At 66.2% G+C, this 21,508-nt stretch carries 22 protein-coding genes; 15 read left to right on the top strand and 7 right to left on the bottom strand.

The genetic code is table 11. The features are described 5' to 3' along the window. Positions 1-22 precede the first annotated feature (22 nt). Genes DDT93_RS17285 through DDT93_RS17245 form a run of 10 tightly spaced genes read left to right on the top strand, consistent with a single transcriptional unit; the run spans position 23 to position 8,457 of the window. Complete coding sequence (locus DDT93_RS17285) at positions 23-358, top strand: hypothetical protein (protein WP_109467110.1); 336 nt, start codon at positions 23-25, stop codon at positions 356-358. 57 nt (positions 359-415) lie between these two features. Next, positions 416-1,489 carry a class I SAM-dependent methyltransferase gene (locus DDT93_RS17280; RefSeq protein ID WP_109467109.1) on the top strand — a complete coding sequence of 358 codons (1,074 nt, stop codon included), beginning with the start codon at positions 416-418 and terminating at the stop codon, positions 1,487-1,489. Beyond that, positions 1,489-2,217: an SDR family NAD(P)-dependent oxidoreductase gene (locus DDT93_RS17275; protein ID WP_109467108.1), complete on the top strand. Its 729-nt coding sequence runs from the start codon at positions 1,489-1,491 to the stop codon at positions 2,215-2,217. The genes DDT93_RS17280 and DDT93_RS17275 overlap by 1 nt, the downstream gene beginning before the upstream one ends. 8 nt (positions 2,218-2,225) lie before the next feature. Next, positions 2,226-2,765 carry a hypothetical protein gene (locus tag DDT93_RS17270; protein WP_109467107.1) on the top strand — a complete coding sequence of 180 codons (540 nt, stop codon included), beginning with the start codon at positions 2,226-2,228 and terminating at the stop codon, positions 2,763-2,765. Then, positions 2,762-3,115 (top strand): hypothetical protein, encoded by a 354-nt coding sequence (locus DDT93_RS17265; protein WP_109467106.1) that lies wholly within the window; start codon positions 2,762-2,764, stop codon positions 3,113-3,115. Before DDT93_RS17270 ends, DDT93_RS17265 begins: the two co-directional genes overlap by 4 nt. After that, complete coding sequence (locus DDT93_RS17260; RefSeq protein ID WP_109467105.1) at positions 3,112-5,055, top strand: oxidoreductase; 1,944 nt, start codon at positions 3,112-3,114, stop codon at positions 5,053-5,055. Before DDT93_RS17265 ends, DDT93_RS17260 begins: the two co-directional genes overlap by 4 nt. Positions 5,056-5,065: 10 nt before the next feature. Next, positions 5,066-6,694 (top strand): GMC family oxidoreductase, encoded by a 1,629-nt coding sequence (locus DDT93_RS17255; RefSeq protein WP_109467104.1) that lies wholly within the window; start codon positions 5,066-5,068, stop codon positions 6,692-6,694. Then, positions 6,691-7,380 carry a carboxymuconolactone decarboxylase family protein gene (locus tag DDT93_RS17250; RefSeq protein WP_109467103.1) on the top strand — a complete coding sequence of 230 codons (690 nt, stop codon included), beginning with the start codon at positions 6,691-6,693 and terminating at the stop codon, positions 7,378-7,380. The genes DDT93_RS17255 and DDT93_RS17250 overlap by 4 nt, the downstream gene beginning before the upstream one ends. Next, complete coding sequence (locus DDT93_RS26960) at positions 7,373-8,098, top strand: hypothetical protein (protein ID WP_232825492.1); 726 nt, start codon at positions 7,373-7,375, stop codon at positions 8,096-8,098. Before DDT93_RS17250 ends, DDT93_RS26960 begins: the two co-directional genes overlap by 8 nt. After that, complete coding sequence (locus DDT93_RS17245; RefSeq protein ID WP_232825491.1) at positions 8,095-8,457, top strand: nuclear transport factor 2 family protein; 363 nt, start codon at positions 8,095-8,097, stop codon at positions 8,455-8,457. The genes DDT93_RS26960 and DDT93_RS17245 overlap by 4 nt, the downstream gene beginning before the upstream one ends. Here the strand turns inward: DDT93_RS17245 and leuD are convergent. The 3 genes from leuD to DDT93_RS17230 are packed head-to-tail and all read right to left on the bottom strand — an operon-like array spanning position 8,448 to position 11,247. Further along, entirely contained in the window at positions 8,448-9,059 is a 612-nt protein-coding gene (gene leuD, locus DDT93_RS17240; protein ID WP_109467101.1) for a 3-isopropylmalate dehydratase small subunit, read from the bottom strand. The two genes, DDT93_RS17245 and leuD, sit on opposite strands and share 10 nt — an antisense overlap. Then, a complete protein-coding gene (leuC, locus tag DDT93_RS17235; RefSeq protein ID WP_109467100.1) occupies positions 9,059-10,456 on the bottom strand; it encodes a 3-isopropylmalate dehydratase large subunit in 1,398 nt (465 codons plus the stop codon). Before leuC ends, leuD begins: the two co-directional genes overlap by 1 nt. Next, positions 10,453-11,247, bottom strand: coding sequence for a GntR family transcriptional regulator (locus DDT93_RS17230; RefSeq protein WP_109467099.1), 795 nt, complete (start codon positions 11,245-11,247; stop codon positions 10,453-10,455). The genes leuC and DDT93_RS17230 overlap by 4 nt, the downstream gene beginning before the upstream one ends. A 172-nt stretch (positions 11,248-11,419) precedes the next feature. On the opposite strand from DDT93_RS17230, the gene DDT93_RS17225 reads away from it, so the two are divergent. From DDT93_RS17225 to DDT93_RS17205, 5 genes are all read left to right on the top strand, one after another. Next, a complete protein-coding gene (locus DDT93_RS17225; protein WP_109467098.1) occupies positions 11,420-13,174 on the top strand; it encodes a hydantoinase B/oxoprolinase family protein in 1,755 nt (584 codons plus the stop codon). Continuing rightward, positions 13,171-15,240, top strand: coding sequence for a hydantoinase/oxoprolinase family protein (locus tag DDT93_RS17220; protein WP_109467097.1), 2,070 nt, complete (start codon positions 13,171-13,173; stop codon positions 15,238-15,240). Before DDT93_RS17225 ends, DDT93_RS17220 begins: the two co-directional genes overlap by 4 nt. Next, positions 15,237-15,854, top strand: coding sequence for a cysteine hydrolase family protein (locus DDT93_RS17215; RefSeq protein ID WP_198654889.1), 618 nt, complete (start codon positions 15,237-15,239; stop codon positions 15,852-15,854). The genes DDT93_RS17220 and DDT93_RS17215 overlap by 4 nt, the downstream gene beginning before the upstream one ends. After that, the gene (locus DDT93_RS17210; protein WP_109467096.1) at positions 15,851-16,723 is read left to right on the top strand and encodes an isocitrate lyase/PEP mutase family protein; all 873 of its coding nucleotides are present in this window, start codon (positions 15,851-15,853) and stop codon (positions 16,721-16,723) included. The genes DDT93_RS17215 and DDT93_RS17210 overlap by 4 nt, the downstream gene beginning before the upstream one ends. A 107-nt stretch (positions 16,724-16,830) precedes the next feature. After that, the gene (locus DDT93_RS17205; protein ID WP_109467095.1) at positions 16,831-17,631 is read left to right on the top strand and encodes an aldolase; all 801 of its coding nucleotides are present in this window, start codon (positions 16,831-16,833) and stop codon (positions 17,629-17,631) included. Between the two features lie 24 nt (positions 17,632-17,655). Here DDT93_RS17205 and DDT93_RS17200 read toward each other — a convergent pair whose 3' ends face one another. The 4 genes from DDT93_RS17200 to DDT93_RS17185 are packed head-to-tail and all read right to left on the bottom strand — an operon-like array spanning position 17,656 to position 21,406. Further along, a complete protein-coding gene (locus tag DDT93_RS17200; protein WP_109467094.1) occupies positions 17,656-19,146 on the bottom strand; it encodes a tripartite tricarboxylate transporter permease in 1,491 nt (496 codons plus the stop codon). Next, on the bottom strand, positions 19,146-19,646 hold the full coding sequence (locus DDT93_RS17195; RefSeq protein WP_109467093.1) for a tripartite tricarboxylate transporter TctB family protein: 501 nt from the start codon (positions 19,644-19,646) through the stop codon (positions 19,146-19,148). The genes DDT93_RS17200 and DDT93_RS17195 overlap by 1 nt, the downstream gene beginning before the upstream one ends. Positions 19,647-19,648: 2 nt before the next feature. Beyond that, the gene (locus DDT93_RS17190; protein ID WP_198654888.1) at positions 19,649-20,392 is read right to left on the bottom strand and encodes an arylmalonate decarboxylase; all 744 of its coding nucleotides are present in this window, start codon (positions 20,390-20,392) and stop codon (positions 19,649-19,651) included. A gap of 57 nt (positions 20,393-20,449) precedes the next feature. Continuing rightward, entirely contained in the window at positions 20,450-21,406 is a 957-nt protein-coding gene (locus tag DDT93_RS17185; protein WP_109467092.1) for a Bug family tripartite tricarboxylate transporter substrate binding protein, read from the bottom strand. Positions 21,407-21,508 lie beyond the last annotated feature (102 nt).

The following is a 21,508-nucleotide window of genomic DNA, read 5'->3' as shown; positions in this document are numbered from 1 at the left end:
AACTGACAAAGGAGACCCTGCCATGGGCATGATCCAACACCCGACCGGTTTGCCGATGAAGGCCGAGCAGACCTTTTTCAATGATCCGGCAATCGACCGGCTGTTGGCCATGATCATGACCATGGCGGCGGAACTCAATGTCACGCGCGACCGGCTCACCACACTGGAAATGCTGCTGGAACAGGGTGCGCCGGTGACGGCCAAGGCCCTGGACGAGTTCCAGCCGACGGAAGAGCAGAAGGCGAAACTGGACGCCGCGCGACAGAGCTTTGCCAACGAGCTCATGTTCTGCACGCTCGGCATCGAAGCCTCGCTCGGCGCGCCCGAAGACGGCGTCGATCAGTTCAACAAGGAATAAGGCCGGTCCCCGGGGGTGCCGCGGGCACTCCCGGCGGCCCCCTCCCGGAGACTCCAAATGTTTGACGATATCCCCCAGAACCGGTCTTTCGACGCCTACCAGCAGTTCGTGCTGGATTGTAAACTCTACTGGACCCGCCAGATCTTCCCCGAGGTGCGCAAGCGCTATGCGGCCAAAGTCGGGACGAGCGAACCGGAAACCGGCGCCGACGTCGCTGCGCTGATGAAGGACGACACCACCGCGCAGTTCTTCGGCTGGTACGAACGCCACCTGCAGCGGATGAAGTACTCGGGCCAGCGCGGCCTTGCCGTGCACTATGGCCAGTACCGCGAGGATATTGCCAAGGGGCTGAACGCCACGGTTCCGTCGCACCTGCTGGAGCTCGATCCGGAGTTCGAACAGCCGGTCTATTACACCAACATCGACATCCACCAGCACCCGGGCGGCGTCTGGTCGGACGAGATTGCCGGTTACGTCTACGAGCGCGGCGCGCAATCGACCGCTCCGATGCTCAAGAAACACGCGAGCCTCTGGGACCGGATGCGCGCTCAGGCGATGCAGCGCGTCGGCAAGGAGGTGAAGCGCGTGGTCGACCTCGGCTGCGGCTTCGGCGCCTCTACCCTGCCGTACTACGCTGAGGACCCGGAGGTCGACGTGGTTGGCGTGGAACTTTCCGCACCTTGCCTGCGGCTGGCGGCGCAGCGCGCGGCCGAGACACAGGCCCGCAACGTGCTGTTCAAGCAGGCGGACGCCATGGATACCGGGCTGGAAGCTGGAACCTCGGACATCGTGACCTCGACCATGATGCTGCACGAGATGCCCCCGAGCCATATCAAGGGCGTGTTCAAGGAAAGCCACCGGCTGCTCGCTCCGGGCGGCCTGTCGATCCACCTCGACTTCTTGGTCCGCGACGACCCGTTCAAGGAATACGTCCATTACGGCCATTCGGCGCGTAACAACGAGCCCTTCATGGTCCCGCTGAACAAGATGGACATCGTGCAGGCGCACAAGGACGCGGGCTTTGACGAGGTGGAAATCGTGCCCTTCGAGGAATTCGATGGTGCGCTCGATCCGTCGATGGCTGCGTGGCGCTTTCCCTGGACATTGATCATCGCGCGCAAGGCGGCGTGATGGCTGCCCTCGTCGATCTCAACGGCTTGCGCCTGCTCATCATGGGCGGGGCAGGCGGGATTGGTGCGTCCTGCACCCGGCTTGCCGTGGAAGCCGGGGCAAAAGTCGCCGTCTCCCACCTGCCGGGCGAGACGACGGGGGGTGAACCGGCCTTCGTCTGCGATGTCACCGATGCGGCGCAGGTGAACGCTGCGGTCGACGGCGCAGTCAAGGCGCTTGGCGGGCTCGACGGGGTGATCCTCACCGCCGGGATCTTTGATCATCGCGGGGTCGAAGAGACCTCGGACGAGGACTGGGCCCGGATCGTCGCGCTGAACCTGACCGGCCCCTTCCACGTGGGCCGCGCGGTCGCGCCGCATTTCCGGCAGGCCGGGACGGGGTCGCTGGTGCTCTTCTCCAGCCAGATCGGTCTGGTGGGCCACCGCCGCGCCACCGGTTACGCGGCGACCAAGGGCGGGGTGAACGGCCTGACCCGGACGCTCGCCATCGAGTTCGCCGCCTTCGGGGCCCGCTGCAACGCAGTGGCGCCCGGCCCGATCGAGACACCGATGACGGCGGTCGCCCGCGCCGATGCCGACCGTGCCCGCAAGCTGGTCGAAGCGGTGCCGCTCGCGCGGTTTGGCCAGCCCGACGAGATCGCCCGCGCCGCTCTCTTTCTGGCCGCGCCGGCCTCCTCCTACATCACCGGGCACATCCTCGTCGCCGATGGCGGCGTCACAGCTATCTGAGGACAGCCATGACCCAAGAGATCGACCCCTACTACGTGCAGGAAGACGACAACCTCGCCGAGATGGCCGAGGTCCTGAAACCAGCACTGGCGTTCAAGGAGGGTGACATCGAACGGCTGTCGCCCGAGGCCAAGAACCTGTTCTCGGGGCGCCGTCACCTGGGGATCGACTGGCTCGACCGATACGAGATCGTGCTGGAGGTGACAGAGGCGCCGGGCGGGTGCCATTGCGGCATGAAGCCGGGTCAGAAGATCGTGTTCGACATGCGTCACAAGGTGAAGCCGGAACTGTCGGATGCGCCGCTGTGTGTTCACCTGATTTCGCCGGTGCTGTCCATTTTCTACATGACCTTCGACCGCGCGGCCGAGGGGCTCAATCCGCTGACCTGCGTCTGGCGCTACGTCGAATGCCCGATCACCGGGCCTGATCACGGCGCGGGCAAGGCGTTGGCCAAGGTTCATATCCGTGACTCTGCCACTCACGAAGCGGTCACGGCCCGGGTCCCTCCGGGGTCTGATTTTTCCAGCACCCCGGAGGGCATCAAATGAGCCTGCCGAACGAGATGACACCCGAGGATTGTCGCCTTGTCGCCACGGTGACGCGCGCGTTCCATTGCGCCAACAAGATCGGGGAGGGCGAGACCTTCGTCTTTGATCACCGGGGTATCCTGCTGACCGGAGAGTCGAGCGCCAACCTGTGCATCGGCATGATCTGCAAGCTGCAACCGGTGCTGATGATGGCGCAGGACCGGCTGGCCGAGGGGCTGCACCCGATCGGCGGCTACGCGCATTTCGACTGCTTCGACACGGGCATCGACCATGGCGGCACCGGCAAGGTCTATGTCGAGATGTCGCTGGTCGACGGGCGTACCGGGCAGACGGTGCCGAAACCGGAATGAGCCGCTACGAAAAGGTCATGACGCCGTTCGACCTTGCCGGGGTCGAGGTTCGCAACCGCGTCTTCCTGCCGGCGCATACCACGAACTTCGGGGTCGATTTCCTGCCGACCGAGCGGCACGTGGCCTACCTGCGCGAGCGGGCAAAGTCGGTCGGGCTGGTCATCGTGGAGCCGCTGCGGGTGCATCGCACCTCGTTAGGCCGCTCCGGCGGTCTCTCCGGGTCGGACCGGCGTGCGCTGGACGGGCTGCGCCGGATCGTGGACGCGGTGCGAGAAGAAGGCGCACGGGTCTTCGTGCAGATCACCCATGCGGGGCGACATGGCCCAAACGACACAGAGGGGCTGCCCGCCTGGGGGCCATCGGCGATCCCCTGGGTCGCAGGCGGCGAAATCCCCCACGCGATGACCCGCGCCGAGATGATCGAGGTGCGCGAGGCCTATCTCGAAACCGCCGGGCTGGCGGCCGAGGCGGGGTTCGAGGGGATGGAGGTGCACATCGGCCATGGCCACCTGTTGCACCAGTTCCTGTCGCCTTCGTCGAACCAGCGCGACGACGACTATGGCGGGTCGCTCGACAACCGGATGCGGTTTCCGCTGGAGGTGCTCGCGGCGGTGACCGGCGCGATGGCTGGCGTCATGCCCGTGGGGATCCGCACCAGCGTAGATGATCTGATGGCCGGCGCGCTCGGGCCCGAAGAACAACGCGAGATCACGGCACGCGCGGTCCGCGTTCCGGGCGTGGCCTTCGTCAACGCCTCGGTTGCCGCTTACCAGTGGCCGTCGATCGGGCACCACGTGGCCGACATGGCGCATCCGCCGCATCCCTTCCGCGACCTGACCGAGGCGCTGCGGCCGGTGATCGGGGACCTGCCGCTGCTGACGGCCAACCGGTATCGCACGCTGACCGAGGTCGCGGACACGCTGGCGCGCGGCCAGATCGACATGGTCGGGATGAACCGGGCGCATATGGCGGACCCGCACCTGATCGAGAAATCGCTGGTGGGGCGCGAGGACGAGATCCGACCCTGCGTCGCGCACAACTTCTGCATCGGACAGGTTGGTGCGCACCGGCCGATCTCCTGCATGAGCAACCCGCGCGTAGGCAGGGAAGAGCATTGGTCGGAAGACCCCGCGATCACAGATAGGCCGCGCCGGATGCTGGTGCTGGGCGGTGGGCCGTCGGGCATGGAGGCCGCGCGGGTCGCGTCCCTCGCGGGCCACGATGTGAGCCTGTGGGAGCGCTCCGACAGGCTTGGCGGCGTGCTGACCCTCGCCGGGACAGGCGCGGGCCGTGGGGATCTGCACAAGCTGAGGGACTGGTTGTCGGGCGCGGTCGAACGCGCGGGCGTCAGGGTCAGGCTCGGTGTTGAAGCGACGGCGGAGGAGGTGACCTCGGCTGCCCCCGATGTCGTTATCCTTGCCACCGGGGCGCACCGTTCGGCGCAACCGGTCGCCGGGATTGATACGCTGACTGCGGAACAGGCGATCGCCTTTGCCGGGGACTGGGCCGGGCGTCGTGTCGCCATCCGCGATGATGAGGGATCCTGGGCAACCCTGTCGGCGGCGGAAACGCTGGCGCAGGCGGGGGCGTCGGTCGAGATCTTTCAGGTTTCTACCGCCCCGCTCTGGTCCGTTTCGCTCTACAGCCGCATGACCGCGCTGGAACGGCTGGCAAAGGCCGGGGTGATCTTCCGCCTGGGCCACGCGATCAGCGGTGGCTCTGAGGGCGCCCTGCATTGCCGGATCAACCCGCTGGGCCGGGATGAGCGGCTCGGTCCCTACGATGCACTCGTCCACGTGGCACCGGGCACTGCCGTATCGGATCTGCAGACCGCGCTGGAAGACAGCGGGGTCAAACCAATCGTCATCGGCGACGCGACTGCGCCCCGCACGCTCTTCGAGGCGATGCAGGATGCGCAGCGCGTCGCCCGCACACTCTGAAGGATAAGACATGGACACCATCAGCGCCGATATCGTCGTCATCGGATCCGGCTCGGCCGGGGCGGTGGCCGCCGGACGGCTCGCCATGGAAAGCGGCGCCCGGGTGGTGGTGATCGAGGCCGGGGGACGGGACTGGAACCCTCTGATCCGGGTCCCGCTGATGACCGGCATCCTTCTGCGCAACCGGCATGCCAACTGGTTCTATCATTCCGAGCCGGAACCGCACCTGAACAACCGCAAACTGTTCTGGCCGCGCGGCAAGGTGCTGGGCGGGTCCTCGGCGATCAACGGCATGGTCTGGACCCGTGGCCTGCCCTCCGACTACGACAACTGGGCGCAGATGGGCCTGCCGGACTGGACTTGGGACAAGGTCCTGAACAGCTTTCGCGGGATCGAGGGGCACTGGGGCGGCGAGACCGAGTTGCATGGCGGCAAGGGTCGGCAAAAGCTCTCGACCTATTCCGAGATCAACCCGCTGTCGCAAACCTTTCTCGAGGCGGGTCAACAGGCGGGCCATCCGCTGACAAGGGATTTCAACGGCGCGGCTCCCGAAGGGGTCGGTCGATACGATTACACCATTTCGGGCGGGCGCCGGATGAGCGCGGCCCGGGCCTTTTTGGTCCCGGCGCAGGAGCAGGGCAACCTGCGGATCCTGACCGGCGCCCATGTCCTGCGGATCGTGACCGAAAAGGGCCGGGCGACGGGTGTCGAGATCGCGATGGGCAAGCGGCAGGTCCGGGTCGAGGCGGACCGTGAGGTGATCCTGTCGGCAGGGACAGTGAATTCTCCGCAGATCCTGATGCTCTCGGGGATTGGCCCTGCCGATCACCTGTCGGCCCACGGGATCGCGGTGACCCATGATCTGCCCGGCGTCGGGCGCAATCTGCGCGATCACCTGCTGGTGCGGGTCGAGTACGACTGCACCCAGCCCATCACCCTGCACAACCTGCTGCGCGCCGACCGGGCCGGGCTGGCCCTGCTCGAGGCGATGTGGCGCGGGACGGGGCCTGCGGCCCGCTTTCCGCTGGAGGCCGGGGCGTTCCTCAAGTCCGACGACGCGCTCGACGAACCGGACCTTCAGGCCCATTTTCTTCCGGGGCGGTCGACTGCGGCCGTCCGGATGCCCTTCAGTCGCGCGCCGGACCGGGGGCACGGGTTCTTTGCCAATATCTACCAGATGCGGCCGGACAGCACCGGGGAGATCACCCTGCGCTCCTCAGATCCGTTCGATGCGCCGCGGATCCGCGCCAACTATCTCTCCGCGCCGAGAGACATCGCGGTTCTGCGCGCCGGGGTGCGGCGATTGCGGGAGATCTTTGCCCAACCCGCCTTTGACGCATTCCGGGGCGCCGAGAATGCGCCCGGTCCGCAGCGTCAGACGGATGCGGAACTGGATGAGTGGATCCGGCAGGTTGCGGACACGGTGTTTCACCCGGTCGGCAGTTGCAAGATGGGCAACGATACGATGGCCGTCGTCGATACCCACCTCAAGGTGCGCGGCATCGAGGGGCTGCGCGTCGCCGACGCCTCGGTGATGCCGACCATGCCCTCTTGCAACACCGGCGCGCCCTCGCAGATGATCGGGTCCAAGGCTGCGGACTTTGTCATGGCAGACCTGAACGGAAAGGCCGCCGCATGAAACTCGAAGACGATCTGGCCGAGCTGAAGGCCAAGCGCGGGTACATCCTGCCGCATCACGGGTTGCTGGCGATTACCGCGCCCAACCTGCTGGCGGGCTATGATGCCGCCTATACCGCGCTGGCGCTGGAAGATCGCGTGCTCAGCCATCACGACCGCGAGTTCGTCTGGCTCGCGATCCTGATCGCGACGGACGAGGAAATCGCGACCCACCACATCGAGAAGTTCCACAAGGCCGGCGGGACGGCGGAAGAGCTAAGGGCGATCCTGCGGATCACCGCGACGGTCTGCGGCTTCCGGGCCTATCGCTTTACCCAAAAGCACTGGGCTGATCACCTGCCCGAGATCGACATCGTTGAGGAATGGACCGGTGCAGTGGCGGCGGCGGGCGCGGGGGCCGAGGCGCGGCTGGTGCACATGGCGGCCTGCGCGGTGCAGATCTGCCGGGGCGACTGGGAGGGGCTGCGCTGGCAGCTGCGGGATGCCTATGCGGCCCGGGTCGATGAGATGGAACTGGCCGAGGCGCTGTCGCTGACGATGTTCCCGGCCTCGGTGCCCTACTTTGTGACCACGGCAAAGATCTGGCGCGAGATGATCCGCAATGGTGAGCTGGAGGCCGGGGAGACCTTTGCCGCCTGGGCAAATTTCGCGGGGCAGGGCGGACACGGCGGCGGCCCCGATGACTGACGATCTGAGAAACCGGCTGGAGGCGCTGAAGTCGACGCGGGGCTTCCTGTTGCCCCATCATGGCGCGATGGCGGCGGGAGATCCGGCGCTGCACGAGGCCTACCTTGCCATGTACCGGGCGCTTACCGTCGAGGAACGCGCGCTGACACCTTTCGACCGCGAGGCGGTCTGGCTGGCCCTGCTGGTGGTCGCCCGGGAGGTGATCGGAACCCATCACATCGAACTGTTCCTCGCTCATGGCGGCACCGGCGAACAGGCCGAGGCGATCATTGCCATGGCCGGTTTTTCGGGCGGGTTCGATGCGCTTTCCCTCGCCGGGGAGGGCTGGAACAGGCAATTGCCGTCACTCGATCCCGGCGCAGCCTATGCGCGCGGCCTTACCGCGCTGAATGGCGGCCAGATCGGCGCGGAGACCGCGGAACTCGCCATGCTCTGCGCTCAGGCCGGGCGCGGCGATCAGCCCGCCGTGCGTCACCACCTTGCGGCATCCTACGCCCTCGGCATTCCCGAGCCGCAGATGCTCGAAGCGCTCAGCTACGTGATGTGGCCAGTCGGGGTGAACCGCTTTGTCGAGGCCTGCGAGACGTGGCACCACCTGCTGCAATCGGGCGAGGTGACCCCCTCGGCCCGGTTTCGCGTCTGGGCCGAGATGTCGGGCATGGGTGCCTACGATCCGGCCTCGGGCGCGGCGGTTGGCGATTTCGGAGAGACGTCGTGAGCCCGGCGGAGACGGCACTCGCGTTCCTCGGGCACCTGGCCGAGGGCGAGGTGGATCAGGCGGCGGCGCTGCTGGCGCCCGATGTCCGGATGATCTTTCCCGGCGGTGTCGAATTTCGTGTCCTGGCCGAGCTCTTCGCTTGGTCGAAGCCGCGCTATCGCAGGATTACCAAGGTCATCGCCCGTACCGATACGGCGGGCAATGCTGTTTATGTCAGCGGCACGCTGGAGGGTGAATGGCCCGACGGCGAAGTTTTCTCGGGTATTCGGTTTATCGACCGGTTCGAGCTCGAGAACGGCCTGATCCAGCGTCAGGAGGTCTGGAACGACATGGCGGAGCGGCGCGCCGGTCAGCCCTGAACCGGGGCGGGCCAGACCCAGGGCGCACGCTCTTTCCGATCCTCGGCAAAGGCCGCGATCTCATCCGCATGGGCCAGCGTCAGGTCGATGTCGTCCCAGCCGTTGATCAGCTTCTGCCGCCAGACCGGGTCCAGCTCGAACGCAAAGCTCACCCCCGGCCCGGTGATCATGAGGCTCTCCAGATCGACGGTCAGGTCCACCGCGCAGGCGGCGAGCAACACCTCCACCACCTCGGCATCAAGACGAGCGGGAAGCAGGCCGTTGTTGATGGCATTCGACGAGAAGATATCGCCAAAGCTCGGGGCGATCACCACCTGGATCCCGGCGTCGACCAGCGCGTAGACGGCCGCCTCGCGCGAGGAGCCCGCGCCAAAGTTGCGACGGGTGATCAGGATGCGCGCGCCCTTGGCCTCGGGCCGGTTCAGGGCAAACTCCGGGTCGGGCTGGCCGTCGTCCCCGTGGCGCATGTCGTAGAGCAGGAAGTCGCCATATCCTTCCGAGCGCGGCGTCGACATGAACCGCGCGGGGATCAACTGGTCGGTATCGATGTTCTCGACGGGCAGGGCAGTGGCGCGGCCTTCGATCCTTGTCCAGCCGGTCATCAGAGACGTCCCTCCAGCAGGGGGCGGGCATCGGTGAGGTGGCCGGTGACAGCTGCGGCGGCGGCCATGGCGGGGCTCATCAGGTGCGTACGTGCGCCCTTGCCTTGCCGACCCCGGAAATTGCGGTTGGTGGTGGAGGCGCAGCGCTTGCCCGCGGCAACGAGGTCACCATTCATGCCGACGCACATGGAGCAGCCGGAGTCGACCCATTCGAGACCGGCCTCGGTGAAGATCTTGTCGAGCCCCTCGGCCTCGGCCTGCTGTTTGATCTGTGCCGAGCCGGGCGAGATCAGGCCGGGGACAACGGCCTTGCGGCCACGCAGAACGGCGGCGGCGCTGCGCAGGTCCTCGATGCGGCCATTGGTGCAGGAGCCGATGAAAATCTGGTCCACCTGCGTATCCGTGAGCGACTGACCCGGTTTCAGGCCCATGTAGTCCAGCGAGTCCGAAATCCGCTTGGCCTCGGCTTCGGTCCGCGCCCGCGCCGGGTCGGGGACACGACCGGTGATCGGCAGGGCCTCTTCCGGGCTGGTGCCCCATGTCACGATTGGGGCGATCTCGGCGGCGTCGAGCGTGGCCTCGCGGTCGTATTCGGCGCCTGCATCCGGGGCGAGCGCGAGGAAGCTGTCGCAGGCACGCGCCCATTGAGCGCCGGATGGGGCGTAGGGGCGGCCCTTGATCCACGCCAGCGTCACCTCGTCGGGGGGCACCATGCCGCTGCGCGCGCCACCCTCGATGGAGAGGTTGCAGAGCGTGAGGCGGCCTTCGACGCTGAGGCCGCGCACGGCCGATCCGGTGTACTCGATGGCGTGGCCCCGTGCCCCGTCTGCCCCGAGCAGCGAGATCCAGTTCAGGGCAATGTCCTTTGCGCCCACCCCGGGAGCAAGTTCGCCTTCGACGGCCAATCGCATCCGGCGGGGTTTATTCTGCCAGATGGTCTGCGTGGCCAGCACATGCGCCACCTCGGTCGCGCCGATGCCAAAGCTGTAGGCCCCCAGCGCGCCGTGCGTTGCCGTGTGACTGTCGCCGCAAACGATCAGCAGGCCGGGCAGCGTGACACCCTGTTCGGGGCCGGAGACATGGACGATGCCCTGACGCGGGTCACCGACGCCGAACAGCTCGATACCATGCCGGGCGGTGTTCTCGGACAGCGTCCGGATCATCCGGGCGATATCGGGCGAAGCGGCGGTGCCGTGGGTCGGAACGTAGTGATCGGCCACGCCGAAAGTCAGCTCGGGATGGCGGACCTTCATGCCGCGCTCGGCGATCTTGGCGAAGGCGTGGTGCGAGCCTTCATGCACGAAATGCCGGTCCACCCACAGAAGTGACGCGCCATCCTCGCGCGTCAGGATCTCGTGGCTGTCCCAGAGCTTGTCGAGCATCGTCCGTGGGGTCATTGAGTCGTCTCGCTGAGCACCGGCGCCCAGTGCCGGTCGTCGTTGCCGCCGACCCGGTTGAGCAGCATCTCGAGCTGGAACCGGTCCGGGCGGTACAGGGCGTAGAGGTATTCGATTCCGTCGCCGCTGGCGTCATAGACCACCCGGGTCAGCGAGATCAGCGCGGCCCCAACGGTCGTTTCCAGCGGTTCGGCGGTTTCCGGGGTCGCCAGCACGGCCGACACGGTCTGGCGCGCATGATCGACCCGCACACCCTTGCGTTCCAGCAGGCGGAACAGCGGCGTACTGGCGAGGTCGGCCTCGGAGTAGCTCTCGGCGATGCGCTCGGGAACGTAGGTGGTAAGGTGCGAGAAGGCCTTGTCGTGGGCGCGGCGAAGCCGAACCGCGCGCTGCACCTTCTCGTCGGGACCGAGGTTCAGCGCCTTGCCGACCTGTTGCGGTGGCGAGACATAGGCAAAGGACAGGAGCCGCGCCGTGGTCTCGGCGGCCATCCGTTCGAGCTGGGGCATAAGGGTCGCGAAATCGGCCTTGAGCTGGACCGGCGTCGAACTCGGCTGGCGCACGACCGTGCCGCTGCCGGCACGCCGCTCGACAAGGCCGTCGCCGACCAGCGCATCCAGCGCCCTGCGAATGGTCACGCGCGAGACGCCATGACTCTCGGCCAGTCGGAGCTCACCGGGAAGCGCCTCTCCGGGGGCGTGGGTCCCGCCGAGGATCTCGTCGCGAAGAAGCAGGTAGATGCGTCTTGCCTTCCCGCCTTCCGGGGCTGCGGCTCCGTTCTGTACCGTCATGAAATGCCTTTCCTGCCTATGTATCCGTCGCAGCGGTCTGATGACACATCATGCAACTATTCTGTACTTTTGCCACCAGCGAATATCCTGAGTTGAAAATCAGAAATTTGTATTTTAAAAGATACAGGAAGCCTGTAGGCTGATCAATGACAAAAAGCAGGGAGTCGCGTTGATGGCGCATGTCGGTACGGCCGGAGAGGCCGTGGACAGAACGGAAAAGGCGCGCGGGCCGGAGCAGGGGGTCGACCCCATCACCCTCGCGATCCTCGCGGGGCGGATGGAGCAGATCGCCGACGAGATGGATGCGACGCTGTTCCGCTCGGCCTTCAATCCGATCATTGCAGAAGCCCACGACGCAAGCCACGGTATCTACCACGCCGAAACCGGCGAAACGATGGTGCAGGGCAAGAACGGCCTGCCGATCTTCGTCGGTGTGATGGCCTTTGCCGTGAAGGCGGTCATCGACAAGGCGGCCGAGTCCGGCGGGCCCAAGGACGGTGACGTCTGGATCTTCAACGACGCCCACATCGGCGGCACCCACCTGTCTGATATGCGGCTGGTGCGTCCCTACTTCCGGGAGGGCAAGCTGTTCTGTTGGCTCGCCTCCGTTGGCCACTGGCACGACGTGGGCGGCGCGGTGCCCGGCAACTACAACCCGGCGGCCACCGAGGTATTTCAGGAGGCGGTTGTCCTGCCGCCCGTCAAGCTGATGGCCGAGGGCGAACTGCGGACCGACATCCTCGACATCATCCTGCGCAACACCCGCCTGCCGCAATCCGCCGAGGGCGACGTGAACGGCCAGCTCGGCGCGCTTGATCTCGGGATCAAGCGGCTTGACGCGCTGCTCGACGAATACGGCGGCGACACGGTGAACGAGGCGCTGGCGGCGCTCGCCATCCGGGCCGAAACGCTGCTGCGGCGCGAGGTGGAGGCGCTGCCAGATGGCCGCTGGGAGGCGATCGACTACCTCGACAACGACGGCATCACCGACGTGCCGCTGCCAATCAAGGTGGCTCTGGAGGTGAAGGGTGACAGGCTGAGCCTGGATTTCACCGGTTGCGCGCCGCAGGTGGCGGGACCGATCAACATTGCCCTGCCGACCTCGATCGCCTGTGTCTACGTGGCGATCAAGCATATCTTCCCGTCGCTGCCGGCCAACGCCGGGGTGATGAAACCCATCGACATCAAGGTGCCCGAGCACAGCCTGCTGTCGGCCGAGTTCCCGGCCCCGACGGGCGGCTATACCGAGACCATCCTGCGGATGATCGACGTGATCTTCTCGGCCGCGTCGCAGGCCGCGCCGGACCGTGTGGTGGCCAATGCCTATGGCACGATCAATGCGCTCTCCATCGCCGGTAAGAAATCGAACGGGCAGCGCTGGGTCATGTTCAGCTTCTACGGGGGCGGTCACGGCGGCACACCCGAAGGCAACGGGCTGAACCACGGGTCGGCTCCGATTTCGATGGCGACGATCCCGCCGGTGGAGATCCTCGAGGCGGCTTACCCTGTGGCGTTCCGGCAATGGGCGCTGCGGGAAGGGTCCGCCGGTGTGGGTAAGCACCGCGGCGGGCTTGGCGCGGTCTACGAGATCGAGGTGCTGGAAGAGAACGGGGCCGAGGCCTTCTTCTTCGGCGAGCGGGGCAAGTTCCCACCCAAGGGTGTTGCGGGGGGCGGCGGTGCCGCGGTGAACCGCTTCGACTACGAACAGGACGATGGCTGGCACCAGCCCCCGATGACCTCGAAGATGCGCGGGATCGTCCTGAAACAGGGGCAGAAAGTGCGCCTGCAAAGCCCCGGCGGCGGCGGCTACGGCCCGGCCTCGGAGCGTCCGGCGGCTGAGGTCGCCCGTGACGTGGCGCTTGGATACCTGTCGGCCGATCAGGCCGACGCAGCCTATGGAAATGCCTGGAGAGGGAACGCGGAATGAGCCTCGGGAGCATCATCGGAGTCGATGTCGGCGGGACCTTCACGGACGTCTTCTCGCTGGACCTGGGGACCGGGGAAACCGCCGTCGCCAAGGTGCCGACCACGCGCCCGGACCAGTCCGGCGGGTTTCTCGACGGCATCCGCGCCGCCCAGCCAGACATGGGCCGGATCCGTTCGCTGGTGCACGGCACCACGGCCGGGACGAACGCGCTGCTGGAACGCAAGGGTGCAAGAACCGGGGTGATCACCACCGCGGGCTTCCGTGACGTGCTGGAGATGCGCCGCCGCGACCGGCCCCGCACCTGGGGGCTGCGCGGGGACTTCACGCCTGTTGTTCCGCGCGACCTGCGCCTGGAGGTTTCGGAGCGCGTGCTTGCCGACGGGACGGTCGATCAGCCGGTCGATCTCGACGCGGTCCGCGACGCGGCGAAGGCTCTGCAGGCGCAGGGCTGCGAGGCGGTCGTGGTGCTTTTCGTCAACGCATATGCGAACCCGGTCAACGAGCAGGCCGCGGTGGAGGCGTTGCGCGCCGTCTGGCACAACCCGCACGTCGCCGCGTCCTCCGAGATTCTGCCCGAGATCCGCGAGTTCGAGCGGTTCTCGACGACCGCGCTGAACGGCTATCTTCAGCCCGAGGTCGCGGGCTACCTCGCGCGGCTGGAAACAGCGCTGAAGGGTGGCGGTTTCGGTGGCGAATTCATGATCGTGCAGTCGAACGGCGGGGTGATGTCGGTCGACACCGCCTGCAAGCGTCCGGTGCGAACAGCGCTGTCCGGCCCCTCCGCAGGGGTGATTGCTGCAGGCTACATCGCCGAGACGGCTGGCTATGCCAACCTGATCACCGGCGACATGGGCGGGACCAGCTTTGACGTCTCGATGATCGTGGGTGGCGAGACCGTCGTCTCGCCCCAGACCTCGATTGACTTCGGAATGGTGGTCCGGACCCCGATGATCGAGATTGCGACCATCGGCGCGGGCGGCGGTTCCATCGCGTCGGTCGATGCGGGCGGTCTGCTGACCATCGGGCCGGAAAGCGCCGGGTCGAACCCGGGGCCGGTCGCCTACGGGCGCGGCAATACCCGTCCCACGGTGACCGACGCGAACATCGTGCTGGGCCGGATCGACGCGACGCGGCCGCTCGGCAAGGGACTGGGCGCACTGGACCTCGAGGCGGCCAAGGTCGCGATCGAGGAACACGTCGCCAAGCCTCTCGGGCTTGGGGTGATGGAGGCGGCGGAGGCCATCGTGCGGGTTGCCAACTCGCGCATGGCGGGCGCGATCCGGCTGGTCAGCATCGAACGCGGGCACGATCCGGCCAAGTTCGCCTACATGCCCTTCGGCGGCGGCGGAGCCCTGCATGCCGGGGCGATGATCGACGAGGTGGGCATCGGGCGCGCGCTGATCCCGCGCTTTCCGGGCGTCACCTCGGCAATGGGCTGCGTGATTGCCGACATGCGGCAGGATTTCGTGCAAACCGTCAACGCCACGCTCGACGCGCTCGATCTGCCCGGTCTGGCCGACCACATGCAGACCCATTTCGACGAGGGCCAGATGGTGCTGGAAAGCGCCGGATCCGAGTTCGCCTCCCGCGAGGAGCGTTTCGAGCTCGACATGGCCTACATCGGCCAGACCCACACGGTGTCGGTGCCGATCACGGTCAAGGTCGAGAATGGCCGTGTGCAGGCTCCGACGCGGGAAGCCGTTCGCGAAGCGTTCGAGGCCAGCTATCGCGGGCTGTACGGGCGGCTTCTGAAATCGGGTATCCGGGTGCTGAACCTGCGATCCTCGGTTATCGGCAAGCGGCCCAAGTTCGACCTTGCCCGCCTTGCCCCGGCCAAGGACGCCACTGTCGAAGCCGCCGAGCGCGGATCACGACCTGTTTTCGTGCGGGGCCAGTGGGAAGAGGCGCGCATCGTGGCACGGCTCGAATTGCCCGTCGGGGCGCGGGTCGACGGACCCGCGGTGCTGGAGCAGCCCGATGCGACGATCTTTGTCGAACCCTGGCTCAGCGCCACTGTTGACAGCTACGGCAACATCATCATCGAACAGAAGGGAGAACAGGCATGAGCGGCGGACCAATCGATCCGGCGAAAACCGCGCTGGTGACAATCGACCTTACCAACGACTTCCTGCATCCCGATGGCGCCTATGGCCGCGCCGGGCAGGGCACACCGGAACTCGCCGCGCTGCCGGGGCGCGTGGCGCCGATCCTGCCTGCCCTTCGCGACAAGGGCGGGGTCTTTGTCTCGGTCCAGTTCACCATCGAGCATGTGCGGGGGCGCCCCTTCCTGATCGCGCCGCACCTGAAGGAGCTGCGTCCCTTCCTGAAGGAAGGCGACTTCGCCCCGGACTCCTGGGGCAACAAGGCCGTGGATGAGCTTCTCCCGCCCGACGTGGAGATCGAGAAGGTCGCCTATTCCGCCTTCTACCAGACCCGGATGGAACATGTTCTTAAGGGGTTGGGCATCGACACGCTGGTGGTGGCTGGCATCGTCACCAACGGCGGCGTCGCCTCGACCGTCCGCGATGCGCATATGCGCGGGTACAGGATCATCCTGCTGACTGACGGCTGCGGGGCCTTCAAGAGCGACGTGCACGACGCGACGCTGGTCTCGCTTGGCTCGGTCGTCGAGCAGGAGACCTGCGCCGACTTCCTCGCCCGACAGGAGTTGGCATCATGAGCGGTCCCAGCCTGCGCGAACTGCTTGCAGCACCCGAAATCCTTCTGGCGCCGGGCGTCTTCGATGCCCTCACCGCTTCCATAGCTGAAAAGGCGGGGTTCAAGGCCGTCTATCTCTCCGGTGCGGCAGTCGCCTACACGCGCCTTGGAATGCCCGACATCGGCCTGTCCACGATGACCGAGATGGCGGACACGCTGGCGCTGATCCGGGACCGGATTTCTCTGCCCATCGTGATCGACGCCGACACCGGGTTCGGAAATGCGCTGAACGCGCAGCGAACCATGCGGATATATGAGCGGGCGGGCGCCTCGGCGCTGCAGGTCGAGGACCAGACCTATCCCAAGCGATGCGGTCACCTCTCGGACAAGTCGCTGATCCCGACAAGCGAGATGTGCGGCAAGATCCGGGCGATGGCGGATGCGAGGGCCTCGGAGGAGACGCTGATCATCGGTCGGACCGATGCGATTGCCGTCGAGGGGTTTGATGCCGCGTTGGAACGGGGGGCTGCCTATATCGAGGCCGGGGCCGACGCGCTCTTCATCGAGGCGCCGCGCAGCCTGGACCAGCTTCGAAAGGTCGGTGAAATTCTCGGCAGCCGCGTACCGCTCATGGCGAATATGGTCGAGGGCGGGGCGACACCGATGGTGCCGCCGGAGCAGTTGCAGGACCTCGGCTACTCGCTGGTGATCTTCCCGGGCGGGATCGTACGTGCGCTCGCACGGACGGCCGAGGAATATTACGCCAGCCTGCTCGGGACCGGATCCAACGTGGCCTTCCGCGAGCGGATGTTCGACTTTGACGGTCTGAACCAGCGGATCGGCACGCCGACCATGATCGAGAATGGCCGTCGCTACGAAGACAAGGCCTGAGGTTCAGCCGCAACCGGCGCCGAAGTGTGCCGGGCCCACATGGGGCTTTCGCCTGTCGCCCGTTGCTGGCAATGACAGGCTAACCTTACGTACAGGAGTCCCGACCCATGGCCCATTCTCTTTCCAACTCGACCGGTCCCTCGGATGCGAGCCTCAGGCACAACCACCCGGATTTCGCCAGCGATGCGATCCGGGAGGCAAAGGAAGACCTGGCGGCCTGCTTCCGGATGGCTGCCCGTCTCGGGTTCGAGGAAGGCATCTGCAACCATTTCTCGGCGCTGGTGCCCGGTCACGACGACCTGTTCATCGTGAACCCCTATGGCTATGCGTTCCGCGAACTGAAAGCACCTGACCTGCTGGTCTGCGATTTCCACGGCAACGTCGTTGACGGTGATGGCACTCCCGAAGCCACCGCCTTCTACATCCATGCAGAGCTTCACCGGCTTCTGCCGCGCGCGCGGGTCGCGTTCCATACGCACATGCCCTACGCAACGGCGCTGGCCATGACCGAGGGCGAGCCGCTGATCTGGGCGGGCCAGACGGCGCTGCAGTTCTACGGCCGGACGGCAGTGGACGAGAACTACAACGGCCTTGCACTCGATCAGGCCGAGGGGGCCCGGATTGCCGAAGCGGTGGGCGATGCCGACATCGTCTTCATGAAGAACCACGGCGTGATGGTGCTGGCCCCGACCATCGCCAGGGCTTGGGACGACCTCTACTACCTTGAGCGGGCCGCCCAGGTGCAGACCCTCGCCATGTCCACCGGTCGCAAGGTCCTCCCGGTCTCGCCCGAGATCGCAGAGGCCACAGCGGCGCAGATGCAGGAAGGCGCGCTGGAATCTGCGCAGCTGCATCTGGCCTCGGTCCGGCGCCAGCTGGACGCCGAGGAGCCTCAGTACCGGAGCTGACCCCGGCCTGCCTCTCCGGGCGGCTCAGGTCCGCCGCATCGCGACCAAGGCGGCCGCAATAGGCAGCAGAAGCGCAAGCGCCGTCAGCGCGAAGCAGACTGCGGCGATGGGGGACGACAGGAAGTCGACAAAGCTTCCCCGGGACAGTTGCAGCGCGCGTCGGAGGTTTTCCTCCATCAGCGGCCCCAGAATGAACCCCATGAGGAACGGTGCGGCAGGAATGGCTGCCGCACGCATCAGGCAGCCGATGAGCCCGATCCCGGTGACGACCAGAACGCCGAAAGTGTTCAGGTCGATGCTGTAGACCCCGACCGAGATCAGGCAGATGATGCTGGGAAACAGGAAGCGGTAGGGGACGCGCACCAGTTTGACCCAGAGCCCGACCAGCGGGATGTTCAGGACCAGCAGGAACAGGTTGCCGATCCAGAAGCTGGCGATCAGGGCCCAGAACAGGTTGGCATTTTCGACCATCATCCGTGGGCCCGGCTGTATGCCCTGAACGATCAGGGCGCCAAGGATCAGGGCCATTGTCGCAGTGCCCGGAATGCCGAGCGTCAGGGTCGGGATGAACGCCGTCTGCGCCGCCGCGTTGTTCGCGGATTCGGGCGCCACGATGCCTTCGATCGCGCCCTTGCCGAACTGGTCGCCATGACGCGACACCCGTCTCTCCTGTGCGTAGGCCATGAAGGACGCGATCGTCGGCCCGGTTCCGGGCAGGGCGCCGAGCAGCGCGCCAAGCGCCGTGCCGCGAAAGAGCGGTCCGAAGCTTCTGCGAACCTCGTCGCGGGTCGGCAGCATGTCGCGAAGGCGGATCTTGCTGCTCGACTTGTCGGAGATGCTGGTGGTGTGCGAGCAGGCGATCTCGGCGAACCCGAAAATGCCCATCGCGAGGGCAACAAGGCTGATGCCCGAGATGAACTCGGGGAAGCCGAGGGTAAAGCGCTGGACGCCAGAGCTTATGTCTGTGCCGACGGTGCCAAAGACCACACCCATGAGCACCGCGACGAGGGCATTCAGCCGCGACCCGCTTGCAACCGCAGCGGCGCCGACGAGGCCGAGCAACATGACCGCGAAGTATTCGACGGAGCCGAAGCTGAGGGCGATCTTGGCGATGAGCGGTGAGAACAGCATCATCAGGATGATGCCCACCGAGCCCGCGATGAAGGACGCCATGGCCGACGCGAACAAGGCAACGGCAGCACGCCCCTGCTTGGTCATCGCGTGCCCGTCGAGGGTTGCAACAGTCGAGGACGGGGTGCCGGGGACATTGATCAGGATCGCGGAAATTGACCCTCCGTATTCGCCGCCATAGTAGATCCCGGCGAGCATGATGATCGCTGCCTCTGGGGTGAGGTACATGGTAAGAGGCAGCAGCAGGGCGATGCCCAGCATGGCGCCGAGGCCGGGCAGGGCGCCGATGAGCGTTCCCATGGCGACACCGGCAAAGCAGTAGAAGAGGTTCACGGCGGTCAGGGCCGTGGCGAACCCGCCGGCGAGGTTGGCGAAGGTTTCCATCATTGCGCTCCCGGCCAGACGGGGATCGACAGCCCGAGGAGGACAACGAAAAGGACCCAGATCGAGAGGGCGAGGCCGACGGCAAGCATCAGGCTCTGCAGCGGTCGCGCCTCCCTGTCGGCAAATGCGCCAAGCAGCGTGGTTCCGATGATTGTCAGGACCAGCCCCAGCGGTTCAACGGCGATGGCGAAGAAGACGAACGCCAAGCCGATGAAAATCACCCGTCTGAGGGGTACGTCCGCGCCCGCGTGCAGCGGGGCGACGAAAGCTCGGATCGTCATCAGGGCACCCAGCCCGGTTCCGATGATGCCAAGGTAGAAGGGGAAGAAGCCCGGCCCCATGCGGCGCGGCGTGCCGATCCCATAACCGGATGCTGTCCAGGTGAGGGCGAGGCACCCGCACAGGATGACGATCCCGGCGATGAGAGCCCGCACGTCCAGTCGTTGATCCGCGTCGCTTTCCAGCGGGCGGTCACTGTCGATTTCCATTCTGTCGGACATGATCAGATCAACCGGCTCAGGTGATCGGCCGGCACACGGCCAAGCGCGCCCAAAGCAGGGGACTCGGCGGAGAGCCCCAGCAACTGCGCCGCACGCCACACTCCGGCGGTCGAACTTGCGATCACCGGAACGCCGAGGTCCGTTTCGAGCGCGTCGCAAAGATGCAGCGCGGGTAGGCCGCCGCAGGAAATCAGGACCGCGTCGATGGGGCCCTCCGCTGCCTCGGCGACTCTCCGGCCTAACTGAGTCACGGTGTCGGGCGTGACCCGCAGAACGTCGTCCACTCCGACGATGCCCATCCCGGAAAGCGCTGCAATCTCGAATCCGGACTGTTCAAGGAAGCGCACGAGACAGTCGTTCACTTCGTTCGAATAGGCTGTTCCCACCGCGATGCGCCGGGCGCCAACCGCGAGCAGCCCGTCGCGGATCGAATTGCTCATGGTGGTCGCGGGCAGCCCGGTCTCGGCCTGCATGATCTCGACCAACTCGTCGTTGAACGTGCCTCCACGGAAGAAGCTCAGCGAGGTCCCCATCAGGGAGATGGCCTGCGCGCCGTCCTCTTCCTTAAGTGCGCGCGCCAGTTCGCGGACGCGTCGCACTGCGCTGGAGTAGTCGTTCATCGCCATTTCCCGCAGGGCGAGGCCGCGCGCGGCAAAGCGAATTCCGGTGGGGAAAAGGCCGTATGCCTCGGGCGGCACCTCTCCGGCTGCGGGCGGGACGATCATACCGATGACCGGCGTGTTCACTTGGCTGCTCCTTGCGCTGGCTGAGTGGCCGCCCGGAGGACCGGGCGGCGAGGTGTCTCACTTGTCGAGGGCCTTACGGGCTGTACTCGACCACGTCTCGATGACGCCCGGCAACTGTTCCGCAAGCTCGGCGCCGCTCAGGTAGGTGGGCACCAGACCGCGCGAAGACAGGTCCGCCCTCAGCGCTTCGTCGGCGAGTGCCGCGGCGAAAGCTGCCTCCAGTTTTTCGATGACCGGAGCGGGCGTACCTGCCGGGGCCATGACGAACTGGCGGGGCGCCGCATCGAACCCGTCGACAACGGAACTCACCGTGTCGATTGATTCAAACCCGGGCACCGGGTCCTTCGTGGTCACGCCCAGCACCTTGAGATTGCCGCCCTCCGCCTGCGAGGACGCGGCATTGAGGCTCGTGATCGCGAATTCCACTTCGCCCGACATCAGCGCCGTAATCGAGGGCGAGCCGCCCTGAAAGTGGACCGCCTCCATCTCGAGCCCTGCATCGTGGTTCAGCTGCTCGCCTGCGAGGTGCTGCAGCGTCCCGACTCCAGACGAGGCATAGAAGAACTCTCCGGGCTTAGACTTCACCAGTTCGACGAACTCGCTCATGTTCGAGGCCGGGACGTCATTGTTCGCGACCAGCGCAAGCGGAGCGACGGCCAGCTGTGCGATCGGGGTGAAGCTCTTGATCGGGTCATACCCGACCTCGCCGATCACCACGTCCGCCACGGTCGCGGCGGTTTCACCCAGGTAGAGCGTGTAGCCGTCCGGCGACGCATTGGCGACGTAGCCCGGGGCGATGGTGCCACCGGCGCCGGGCCGGTTCTCGACGACCATCTGCTGGCCAAGCTCCTTGGTCACGCGATCAGCCACCAACCGGCCAAGCGTGTCCATCCCCCCACCGGCCGAGAAGCCGACGACCAGCGTCACGGGCTTGTTCGGATAGTCGTCCTGGGCGAGCGCGGCGCCCGCAAACAGCGACGTCACGGCCACAGCCGTCATCACTCGACGAAACATGAAAACCTCCCTTTTCTGTCTCCCTGAAAAATACTCTCAGAGAAGAAAGTTTGCTTGTCAACTAATTCGGTGAGCCATAGAAGGAGTCGGCAGATTGCCGAA

The sequence above is a fragment of the Albibacillus kandeliae genome (genome assembly GCF_003116585.1).
Taxonomy (GTDB): Bacteria; Pseudomonadota; Alphaproteobacteria; order Rhodobacterales; family Rhodobacteraceae; genus Albibacillus; species Albibacillus kandeliae.
Note: the sequence above shows the minus strand (reverse complement) of the source record. Positions and strands in the feature narration are given on the sequence as shown.